Below are 11,794 nucleotides of genomic sequence, written 5' to 3' on the forward strand. Positions count from 1 at the left end.
CTGGAAAAGATAAGTGCTAGGGTAACGTGAACTGGAGAGAAAATGGAAAAGAATCACATTCTGGAGGTTAAAAATTTAAGCGTAGGCTTTAATGTCAACCGAGTATTTCATCTGGCGTGTGAAAATATTGATTTTCAGCTTCAACCCAATAAAACTTTATGTTTGGTTGGAGAGTCAGGCTCGGGTAAATCAGTGACAGCGCAAGGTATTTTTGCCCAACAAAAATTGGCACAATTTAAGTATGGTTCAGGGGAAGTTTTTTTTAAAAATAAAGATATATTAACCTTAAGTGATCAGCAAAAATCAAAAATTAGAGGAAAGCATGTTGGCTTTATTCCGCAAGATCCTTTTGAGGCGCTCAATCCAGTGGTGAAAGTAGGTAAACAAGTTGAAGAAGCTTACCTTTTACACTTTCCACAAAACAAAACCCAAGCTAAAGAACGGGTTATAAACTTTTTTAAAAAGGTAGGCTTATCTGCTCCTGAACGCCGTTATGATGCCTACCCACATGAGTTAAGTGGTGGGATGTTGCAAAGGGTGTTGATTGCGCATGCCTTGATATGTGAGCCAGATGTATTGATTGCTGATGAACCCACAACGGCATTGGATGTAACCATTCAAGCACAAATTTTAGATTTATTAAAAGCCATGCAAAAACAGCATGGCATGGCCATATTATTTATTACGCACGATTTTGGTGTTGTTTGTGAAATGGCAGATGACGTTGCAGTTATGTATGCCGGACAAATGGTTGAGTATGCGGATATACAAACTCTAATGAAAAACCCTAAACATCCCTATACTAAGGCACTGATCGCATCAGTTTTAAACTTAGAAAATGAACACAAAGGAAAAAAACTGCCTTTTATTTCAGGAACTGTGCCGTCATTAAAAGATTATCCAGAGCATTGTCGTTTTTATGAGCGTTGTCGTCAAAGTGAAGCAAGTTGTTTAAGTTATGATATGAAAAAAGTTGTACTGAATGAAAATCATTGGGCAAGATGTATCAAGGCCCAATGAAAACGATAAAAAATAATTCATCCTCTGCAATTCAAATTTATGCTTTAGGAGGACTAGGTGAAATAGGCATGAATATGTTGGTCATACAACATGAACAAGATGCTATTATCATTGATGCCGGTGTTATGTTCCCTGATGAATATTACCCTGGCATTGATTTAATTTTACCACCATTTTTACCTTTATTTAAAAGTGACATAAAAGTGCATGGTATTGTTGCAACACATGGTCATGAAGATCATATTGGTGCTGTTCCTTTTGTACAAAAAAATATAAATTTACCTGTTATTGGTTCTAGGTTTACCTTGGAATTGTTAAAGAAAAAATATTTAGAGCACGGCTTGGATTTAAAGCAACACAAGCTTCACCAAGTAAAAAATGGGGATTTTTATGATTTGGGTCCATTTAATATTGAGTTTATTGAAGTAAGCCATTCTATTGTAGATGCATTTGCTTTGGCCATTGATACGCCCATGGGTAAGTTGGTTCATACCGGAGACTTTAAGATTGATGAATCAGATCCACGGTCAAAAACCAATATAGAAAGATTTGGCCAGCTGGGTCAAGAAGGTGTTTTATTAATGCTTTCAGATAGCACCAATGTGGAAGTACCAGGAAAAAGTAAATCTGAAAGTAGTGTTAAAGATGGCTTAAGCAGTCTAATGAAAGAGTGTCAGGGTTGGTTTGTTGTGGCATCGTTTGCCTCACACATTCCTAGAATACAACAAGTGATTGATTTAAGTGAAGCTCATGGTCGTAAAGTAGCAGTGATTGGTCGATCGATGGTGCATAATGTACATTTGGCTAAAGACTTAGGTTATTTACAGTTTGAAGATAATACCTTAGTAGATGAAGATGAAGCTGTGCTTTTGCCACGGAAAAAATTAACATTATTATCTACGGGCACACAAGGTGAGCCCAGAGCAGCACTGGCAAAAATGGCTTATGATGAACATAGAAGCTACCTTTTACAAGAAAAAGATGACGTGGTGATGTCTTCTCGTTTTATACCAGGCAATGAAAAAGCAATTTACGAAATTATCAATGAGTTGCATAGAACCGGGGCCAATGTTCATACCAACCAAGGTTCAGACATTCATGTATCTGGGCATGCGTACAAAGAAGATTTAAGGTTGGCTTTAGATCTTATTAAGCCCAAACATTTTATTCCAATCCATGGCGAGTATAGACATTTACTCAAGCATGCAGACTTGGCTCGTGAACAAGGCGTTAAAAGTGCTTTGGTAGTAGAAAATGGTGAGTGTGCGCATATCACAGAAAATAATAGTCATGTTGAGCGCATTGAATCATTAGAACCTATCTTGGTTATGAATAAACAACTCAGTCAAATGGGTGAAAGTTTTTGTAAAACACGCCGTAAAATGGCCTATTGCGGGATGATTGTCTTGTCTTTGGTGGTGGATCAAAAAAACTGGATGTGGAAAAGCGATTTAGATATTCAGGCACCTGGCGTCTTTTTTAAAGAACAAGAAAAAGAGATGAAACATAAAATGGCAGCGTACATAGAGAATCGTTATTTTGATGATTTAAAAAAGCAAAAGCGTTTTAATGCTATGCAAAGTATTGAAAGAGCCGCAAAAAAGTTTGTAGATTTAAATCTTGGTAGAAAACCACAAGTTATTCCTATTATTTTACAGGTGTAATTTTAAAACAAAGAGCTAAGGGTTAGCTGCGGTTTTTTTTGATCTTTCAAGCATTTTAAAACTTTCATGTTGAGCATTGCGAATAAGCGACAGAATATTTTTACTCTCCGGTAAGTTTTTCCAAAAACGTATAGGCATTTCTGATTTCATCATTTTGATTTTTAACCTGTTAGGGTTAAAAATTGAGCAATAAAATATATCCCATAGCTCTTCAGTTTGATCAGTTAGCTGAGTATAGAGTTCTGCATTACCAGGCCCTCCCCAGGATAGATGGGTTCTATTCCAGGCAACACTTTTATAAGGAGTTAAAATCAACCAATGCATATTAGAAAAGCGGTTTTTAAAAAAAGATGCAGTACGTTCTAAAATATAATGATCAGGTTCATACCAACTGATGTAAAAATTAGACTTTTCTTTGATTTCTTTAAAGCGGACAAAGGCTTTCATTTTATGACAATCTCTAGCAATGGCCTTAAGCATAAGAAAAAGTTTTTTTACATCTGGATCATGATGCATTTTTAACAGATGTTTTTTTTCAAACTGTATGCGATAAAGTATTCTATACAGCAAGCCCCATTTTTCAGGATCTTTATGGCAAGCAAGGGTTTTTGCTAAATCAATAAAATGTTTGGGTACCGTAATTTTTTCTGCCGGTTCCAATAAATTAGAGTTGGACCACAGAGCTTGTTGACCAGTATGATTCCAGAGGATATCTCTTGGTTGAATCTTGTTAAAAATAAAACTACGAGCAAGCCTTTTCCATTGGTCATAATCATTGATATTGTTGACGTGGTACATTTTACCAAAGCTCCAACTGTTTAGAGTCTGTGCTTAGATGGTGTTTAAGGTGTTCATGATCAAGCAGGATAAATTTTGAATGGTCATAGGTTTTAACAAAGTGCTTTGCTCGATTATAAGCAAGTCCCAGCTTTTTCAAATCATCATGTCTAAGTTGGTGATGTTTACGGATAAGCATTATTTTTTGAACGCTTCTTAAACCAATACCCGGAATTCTAAGCAAAAGTTCTTTATCTGCTTTATTGATATCAATGGGAAAAATATCTCTGTGGTTTAATGCCCAGGCTGTTTTTGGATCTAGATCAAGATCAAGGTCAGGAATATTTTCGGGAACAATTTCATCAACATCAAAACCATAAAATCTTAATAACCAGTCTGCTTGATACAGTCGGTGTTCGCGAATCAACGGTGGTTTTTTCAATTTTAACAAACTGTGGGCATCAGGAATGGGGCTAAATGCAGAGTAATATACCCGGCGCATTTTATAATTTTTATACATGGAAGAAGATGTTTTTAGTATGGAACGATCATTGCTTTGTGTGGCGCCAACAATCATTTGAGTGCTTTGACCGCCGGGAGCAAACATGGGAAGCTTGTATTTTTTTTTGGTTTTATAATCATGTTTTGATTCAGTAATATGATCACGTATGCCAGATATTTGCTGTTTAAGTGTTGTTATGTTCTTCTCAGGAGCAAGTAGTTTGATGTCCTGTTTACTTGGAAGCTCAATATTGGCACTGAGTCGGTCAGCATACAAACCAGCTTGTTGGATCAGTGCTTGAGAAGCTTCTGGGATTACTTTAAGGTGGATATAACCATTGAAATGGTGTTTGGTCCGCAAAGATTTAACAATTTCTAACAAACATTCCATGGTATAATTTGAACTTCTAATAATTCCTGAACTTAAAAAAAGTCCTTCAATATAGTTGCGTTTGTAAAAAGATAGAGTGAGTTCTACAACTTCTTGTGGGGAAAAACGTGCGCGTTGAACATTGCTAGACACTCGATTAATGCAAAATTTACAGTCGTAAATGCAATAGTTGGTCATTAAAATTTTTAATAGTGAAATACAGCGCCCATCCGGTGTATAACTATGACAGATTCCCATGCCTTGCGTATTACCAATAGAAGCGCTATCTTGTTTTTTTGGTCTGTTTGAGCCGCTACTAGCACAAGAAGCATCATATTTGGCAGCATCAGCTAAAATTTTGAGCTTTTTTTTAATTTTATTATGATCCATAATAAAATAAGTTAAAAAATAATTTGAAAAATGTACAGAAATCAAATTTTTTAATAAAGATTAATGATGAAATTCATCAAGACTTTTTTTATTTATCAAAACATGGCTTGCTGCATTGCGAATCAAGCGTTATACTTGGCCAGCAATGCCTAAGAAAAAAACCAAAAATGCAAAAATTAAAACTGTAAAATCTGTGACCAAAGATGATCATGCTAGCCATTGGGCAGTAAGAGAGTTTTGGGCCTTTTCTTTGTTTACCTTTGCAGTATTTTCATTGATTGCTGTCGTTAGTTATAATCCTGTTGACCCTTCTTTAACAACCATTGTGGAAGGTCAGCACAGTATCTACAATTTTGGTGGTCTTGTGGGTAGCTATTTGGCGGATATGTATATTCAAGCCTTGGGTTATGCTTCATATCTTTTAATTGCCTTGTTTTTTTTAGCTTCAATTTTATTGGTCTTTACAGAAAATAAAATTTTACAAAAAAGAAAAGTATTTTCAGCTTGTGGACTTTTGCTAAGCACAGCCATATGTTTAAGTCTTTTTGATAAAGATACAACTTATCCATCCTCTTGGGGAGGGGCTTTAGGTTTTTGGGCTGCCCAATATGGGCAATCTTTTTTAGGTATTGCAGGAACAGCCTTGTTGGTAGGGGTTACATTTTTTGCATCAATCTTTTTTATAACCGGTTTAAGTGTAAAGCAGTTTTTTTTACAGTGTAAAAATGGCATTGTTTTTTCAGTTCAAACGGTTTTGTCTATGAGTCAAAAATTGATTTTAACATTAGGACAACTATTTAAACGTGGTCAAAGTAAATTAAAACAAAAACCAGAGTATAAAGATCGTTTTGATCAAAATAAATTGATGGGCAAAAAAATTACTTTACAGGATGTAGCCAAACAAGCTTCCGACCTAGCAGTAATGGAATTAGATGAAGACATTCCTATTGTAATTAAAAAATCAAATAAAGAAGACACACAAGAAAATGATCAAGTACCCATAGAAGATGACTTTTATGATGATAAGTCAGCGGTAGTTTTTAAAGCAACTGAAGATCCTATTAAGTATACCTTGCCTGATCTTAACTTATTAGAGGCACCCAAAGAGGATGATCAAGAACTTGTTATTGATAAAGAAGAGCTGTTAAGAAATGCTAGAATCTTAGAAGCAAAGCTGAATGATTTTGGGGTTAAAGGTAAAGTGATAGAAGTTCAACCGGGACCAGTGGTTACCATGTATGAGTTTGAACCAGCTCCAGGTGTTAAGGTGAATCAGATTATCCGCTTAAATGACGATTTAACCTTAGCTTTAAAAGCCCTTTCGGTAAGAATTAATATGCTTCCTGGAAAAGCAGCGGTGGGTATTGAAGTTGCCAACAGTAAAAGACAAACCGTTTATTTAAAAGACATTGTCAAAGAAGATGTTTTCCAGAAAAATCAAAGCCTGCTGACCATGACCTTAGGAAAAGATATTTCTGGTAATGCGTTTACAGCAGACTTGAGAAAAATGCCACATTTGTTGGTGGCAGGGGCTACGGGTTCAGGTAAATCTGTTGCAGTTAACTCCATGATTACTTCCATACTGTATAAAGCAACCCCAGATCAAGTCAGAATGATTTTGGTGGACCCTAAAATGTTAGAGTTGTCTTTGTATGATAAAATTCCTCATTTATTGCTACCGGTAGTGACAGATCCAAGAAAAGCTTCTGCCGCCTTACGCTGGGCAGTGGCTGAAATGGAAAGGCGCTATCGTTTGATGGCAGATATCGGGGTTAGAAACCTTGAAGGATATAATGCAAAAGTTTGGGATATTATTGAAGAGCAAAAAAGAATTGAAGAAGAAAAACAAGCGTATAGAGATGCTGATGAGAGCAATCATACGGTCTATGAAAAAAAGGAACAAGAGCATAAAGGAACTTTGCCGTTTATTGTAATTGTGATTGATGAACTGGCAGACTTAATGATGGTATCCAGTCGTGAAGTTGAGGAGTCTATTATCCGCTTAGCGCAAATGGCACGTGCAGCGGGTATTCATCTATTGTTAGCAACGCAACGACCATCGGTTGATGTTATTACCGGTGTAATTAAGGCCAATATGCCTTCACGTATATCCTTTCAGGTTTCTTCAAAAATTGATTCAAGAACCATTATTGATAGCAATGGTGCGGAAATGTTATTGGGTTCAGGAGATATGTTGTATTTGCCACCTGGAACATCAAAACTGCAGCGTATTCATGGGGCATTTGTTTCTGATAAAGAGGTGGAACGCGTCACTAATTTTTGGAAAGCGCAGGCAAAACCACAATACAAAGAAGAAATTTTGCAAGCAGCTGAGGAAAGCATACTACAGTCTGAGAATGAAGGTAGTGATCCAGATGATGAACTATATCCCAAAGCCTTGGAATTGGTGTTAAGGCACGGTTCAGGTTCGATCTCTATGATACAAAGGCGCTTAAGAATAGGCTATAACAGAGCGGCACGTTTAATTGAACGTATGGAAGAAGAAGGTTACTTGGTCCCTGGAGATACAGGAAAACCAAAAGAACTCAATATGAACCGTTTTGAAGGAATGGTTTGAGATAAGCAAAAAGAAAAGTTAGATAGTATGGTTTGGAAAGTACATAATGAAGAAAAGGAATGAAACAATGGTTTTAAGATGTATTTTTTGTGTGTTATTAAGCAGTATTGTTTTTGTAATGTTGTCTGGAGCGCAAGAGCTACCCAAATGTTCTATTGAGTCAAAGCAAGTGGAATGTAGTGATGAGGCACAAAAAAAGAAAACTGAACTTTTAATTAAAAGTTCAGGACTTAAAGCTACTCACGATCAAGGAAAAAAAGTTAAAGCAGAGCCTGTTGCTATAAAAACAAAACAAACTTCACAGATAAACCAAAAAAGTAAACTGTATGCCCAAAAATTAGAGCAAGCATATGAGCAAGTCAAAACCATGCAAGCAGATTTTGAACAAGAATATATTGCGGGCTTAAAAGAGCAGTCCGCTAAAGGAAAAGTTTATATCTCTCGCCCCGGTAAAATGAAATGGGAGTATGCAGATCCAAAAGGAAAATTTTTTTTAGCGGATGGTGAACACTTAAGCTTATATGACCCAAAGTTTAAGCAAGTGATGCAAAGCAAACAATCCAGTCCAGATCAAGCACCACTAGGTTTAGCACTGCTTTTTGGGCAGAAAAATGCCAGCAGTATGTTTAATATAGAAATGATTAAAGAAGATAAAAAAACTGTAACTTTAAAACTAACACCCAAAGAATCTGTTCCTAATATTGAGCAAATTCAAATGGTTTTAGAAAGAGGTTCGGTTTACACTATTAAAGAAAGCAAAGTGATAGATGTTTTTGGTGGCGAAAACACCATGCGCTTTAACAATATAAAAAACAATATTAAACTTGGTGCAAGTGTTTTTGAATTTAAAAAACCAAAAAATGCAAAAATTGTCAGTACAGATAATTTATCTTTATAAATAATGTCATTCAAAAAAATATTTTTTTAACAGTGGTATTGGATATATAACTATTCCATTAAACAAGCATTGCAAATGTCTTGTAAATCAAGTAGAAGCGAGCTGTGAGCAAAGAGACTAAAAAAGTAGGCATGATAAGTTTAGGCTGCCCAAAGAATCTTGTAGATTCAGAAGTCATGTTGGGGCATCTTAAAAATAAAGGCTGGGAAATTACAGATAATCAAGATGATGCAGATGTGATGGTGGTCAACACCTGTTCATTTATTGAAGATTCAAAACAAGAATCCATTGAAACCATTTTGGATGTGGCTCAGTTAAAAAGCAAAGGTAAACTCAAAAAGCTGATTGTGGCTGGTTGTTTATCTCAGCGTTATGCCAAAGATCTTGAACAAGAAATGCCTGAGGTAGATCACTTTTTAGGCACGGGTGAGTTTGAAAGCATTGCAAACTTTGTTGGTTCTGCTCAAGCTGTTGTGCCCAATGATGATGAGTTACCCATGGCTAGGTCACTGGTCACAAAACCTAAATTCACCTATGATTATGCAACACCCAGAGTTGCGGTTTTGCCCAAGCATACTGCTTACGTCAAAATTGCTGAAGGCTGTTCGCGTACCTGTAGCTTTTGTATCATTCCAAGACTGCGTGGACCTGGACAGAGCCGTTCTATTGATTCTGTGGTTAAAGAAGTCCAAGGTTTAGCAGAGCGAGGAACCAAAGAGATTCACTTGTTAGCACAAGATTTAACAGCTTACGGGATTGATAGAAACGATGGCACCAGTTTGTATGGCTTGCTAAAAGAATTAGACCAGATTGATGGTTTAGAATGGATACGTTTAATGTATGCCTACCCTCAGCATATATCTGATGATTTGATTGATTTAATTGCTCAGTCCAAACGCATTTGTAACTATTTGGATATGCCTTTACAGCATATAGATTCAGAATTGTTGGCAACCATGCGCCGTAAAGTAGATGAGCAAGCCACACGTGATTTGCTGAAAAAGCTTCAAGACCGTATTCCCAACTTAACACTAAGAACAACCCTGATTGTTGGTTTTCCAGGTGAGACTCAAGCTCAGTTTCAAAAACTGTATAACTTTGTAGAAGAGTTTGAATTTGATCGTTTGGGAGTTTTTACCTATTCTTTAGAAGAAAACACTGGCGCCTACTTAATGAAGAATCAAATTGATGAAGCCATTAAACAAGAGCGTAAGCATCAACTCATGACTTTACAACAAGGGATTTCGGCTAAAAAAAATGAAGCCATGTTGGGTAAAAAAATCAAAGTCTTAATTGATAAGCACTTACCGCAAGAAAGCATGCATTTGTCTGCGGGTAGGGCAGAGAGTCAGGCTTTGGATATTGATGGTGAAGTTTTTGTCAGCAAACGTCACCCCATTGGCAGTTTTGTAGAAGTAGAAGTAGAAGCAGTCAGTGAATACGATTTGTATGCATAAGTAAAAAAAAACCTCTCTTCGTAATACTTGAAAAGAGGTTTTTATGATTTGACTTATCAATCAATAATTAGCTTAAGCGCTATTTTTGATAAAGTGTTTTTTAGTAACCAAGCTCAGTTAATTCATTGATAGCAGAAGTCAGTTCAGAAATTCTAGCGTTCATGAAGTTTAGTAAACCAGATAAATCAATATCATTTTTTTCTAAATAGGATTGATATTCAGGTTTATTAATGTAGTCTACATGACTTTGAAGCTCATTTTTTTGAGCAGTTAAATCTGTTTTTGCTTGGTGGTAAAGTCTGTAAACAGAAGACATGTAATCAAATGAATGTTTGTGTAGAAAGTTGCTTTCTCTATTTCCACCCTTGATTTTTACACTAGTATATTTTTCTAGATTTTCACGTTTGATTGAATAAACACGGATCTTTTCTACATTTAGACGGTTAGCACAAAGGAGATTAAGTGCATGTTCGCCATGGGCACTTTCTGCATCATCGGTTACTTCTTCTCTTTTAAAACCAGTAATATCTGGTTTTCTGTAGTCTGTTCGGTCAAGAAGGGGGTAATATCTTGAATCAGTGTTTTGAAAGTTTGATATGTCATAATGCAGTCTGTGAGTTTTTGCCGTATATTCATGCAGTTTTTGAAGCACATCAGAGTATAGACTAGAAAAGTCGGTTTTTTTGTAGGTTTCAAGATAATGATTATAATAGCCACGTAAGCTTTCTAAGTCATTGTCTCTATACGTTCCAGAAACAAATAATTTATAAGCTTCACCATAAAAAGGTCTGATCAGTTTTACGCATTCATCGCGCATATCCAAGCTGATTTCTTGCTGAGCATAACCGATATTGCTTATTAAGGTGATGCTCAATATAGAGCTAAGTAGTATAAGTTTTAATTTTAAAAGATGAGTATTCATTTTTTCTTTTCCCCTACATTTAGATTTTGATTAGTGAAATAAGTATGCAGCGTTTATCGCAACAAACAAAGTGCATTATAACATGTTATTTTTTTTAAAGTCAACCTTCAATTTCAAGATAAGTTATTGAAATTTAAAGATTATTTTGTGGAGGAGGGGCACCTTTTTTCAGTTGATAGTATTTTACGGCATGTAAATGTTGCTGGTAGGTTTTTGAAAAATAATGCTGGTTTTGATTGCCCATGGCCACAAAATACAAGTAATCAGTTTTTGCGGGGTTCACCGCTGCCTTGATTGCAGTAAGGCCAGGATTAGCAATAGGACCAGGAGGTAAACCTTTGATCATATAAGTATTGTAAGGTGTTAGTGTTTTTAAATGCTTGCGAGTTAAGTTGCCATCAAAACCTTTAATTCCATAAATAACGGTTGGGTCAGTCTGTAAGGGCATATTTAGTTTAAGTCGATTGTGAAAAACAGAAGAAATAATAGGTTGTTCAGGTATATTGCTGGATTCTTTTTCAATGATTGAGGCTAAGGTAATCCATTCTAAAAGGGATAATCCTAGGCGCTTGGCTTTGACTTGGTCAGGTATAGGCAAGTTGAGTTTGAATTGGTCGTGCATGGTGTGCAGGACTTTGTTGACGGGAGTGTTTTTTTCAAACAGATAGGTGTCAGGGAATAAAAACCCTTCAAAGCTTTGACCTGGAATAGAAAAAATTTTGCATAAATCTGGATCAAAAACGGCATCTAAAAAGTCTTTTTTACTGACAATTTGATTTCTTTCTAAAATATCAGCGATTTCGTACGAGTTTAAACCTTCAGTAATGGTGACACTGTAAAGTTTGACTGAACCTTTAAGTAAAGCATCTTTGAGTTTTTGAAAGCTTTCACGTTCTTTAAACTCATATTCTCCCGGTTTAAGTTTTTTAGCAATATTGTTTAGGCGTAAGTAAGCATAAAATAATTTTGGATGGGATGTAATATTCTTTTCAGCCAATAAATAACTAATGCTTTTTGCAGAGGCATTTTTTGGAACAGTAACCGTTTGTTTTTTTTGATGTGCTGGAGATAAATAAATGAGTTGTAAAAACCATAAACCGCAAACAAAAACAACAGCCCCAACAGCCAACTGAAAAAATTTCATCATCAGTAGAATACTATTAGATTAAAAAGGAAAAATTAGCCAGTTTTGGGTTGATGATAACTTATAGAACTTT

9 protein-coding genes are annotated in these 11,794 nt (G+C 35.8%); 5 read left to right on the top strand and 4 right to left on the bottom strand.

From position 1 onward, the window contains the following. Window positions 1-42 precede the first annotated feature (42 nt). Window positions 43-1,020, top strand: a complete 978-nt coding sequence (locus PKC21_03885) for an ABC transporter ATP-binding protein (GenBank protein HMR24478.1) — start codon at window positions 43-45, stop codon at window positions 1,018-1,020. Then, window positions 1,017-2,684, top strand: a complete 1,668-nt coding sequence (locus PKC21_03890) for a ribonuclease J (GenBank protein HMR24479.1) — start codon at window positions 1,017-1,019, stop codon at window positions 2,682-2,684. Before PKC21_03885 ends, PKC21_03890 begins: the two co-directional genes overlap by 4 nt. A 15-nt stretch (window positions 2,685-2,699) precedes the next feature. Here PKC21_03890 and PKC21_03895 read toward each other — a convergent pair whose 3' ends face one another. Both PKC21_03895 and PKC21_03900 read right to left on the bottom strand, forming a co-directional pair. Beyond that, window positions 2,700-3,482 (bottom strand): TIGR03915 family putative DNA repair protein, encoded by a 783-nt coding sequence (locus PKC21_03895; protein HMR24480.1) that lies wholly within the window; start codon window positions 3,480-3,482, stop codon window positions 2,700-2,702. Window position 3,483: 1 nt separating this feature from the next. After that, on the bottom strand, window positions 3,484-4,722 hold the full coding sequence (locus PKC21_03900) for a putative DNA modification/repair radical SAM protein (protein HMR24481.1): 1,239 nt from the start codon (window positions 4,720-4,722) through the stop codon (window positions 3,484-3,486). Between the two features lie 145 nt (window positions 4,723-4,867). On the opposite strand from PKC21_03900, the gene PKC21_03905 reads away from it, so the two are divergent. The 3 genes from PKC21_03905 (at window position 4,868) to rimO (ending at window position 9,655) form a co-directional block, all read left to right on the top strand. Then, on the top strand, window positions 4,868-7,300 hold the full coding sequence (locus PKC21_03905; protein HMR24482.1) for a DNA translocase FtsK 4TM domain-containing protein: 2,433 nt from the start codon (window positions 4,868-4,870) through the stop codon (window positions 7,298-7,300). 46 nt (window positions 7,301-7,346) lie between these two features. Further along, a complete protein-coding gene (gene lolA / locus PKC21_03910) occupies window positions 7,347-8,198 on the top strand; it encodes an outer membrane lipoprotein chaperone LolA (protein ID HMR24483.1) in 852 nt (283 codons plus the stop codon). Between the two features lie 104 nt (window positions 8,199-8,302). Next, window positions 8,303-9,655, top strand: coding sequence for a 30S ribosomal protein S12 methylthiotransferase RimO (gene rimO, locus PKC21_03915; protein HMR24484.1), 1,353 nt, complete (start codon window positions 8,303-8,305; stop codon window positions 9,653-9,655). Between the two features lie 100 nt (window positions 9,656-9,755). Here rimO and PKC21_03920 read toward each other — a convergent pair whose 3' ends face one another. Both PKC21_03920 and mltG read right to left on the bottom strand, forming a co-directional pair. Beyond that, complete coding sequence (locus tag PKC21_03920; GenBank protein ID HMR24485.1) at window positions 9,756-10,577, bottom strand: hypothetical protein; 822 nt, start codon at window positions 10,575-10,577, stop codon at window positions 9,756-9,758. A gap of 133 nt (window positions 10,578-10,710) precedes the next feature. Beyond that, a complete protein-coding gene (gene mltG, locus PKC21_03925; protein ID HMR24486.1) occupies window positions 10,711-11,724 on the bottom strand; it encodes an endolytic transglycosylase MltG in 1,014 nt (337 codons plus the stop codon). Between the last annotated feature and the right edge of the window lie 70 nt (window positions 11,725-11,794).

It is taken from the genome of Oligoflexia bacterium, from assembly GCA_035326705.1.
GTDB lineage: Bacteria > Bdellovibrionota_G > JALEGL01 > JALEGL01 > JALEGL01 > JALEGL01.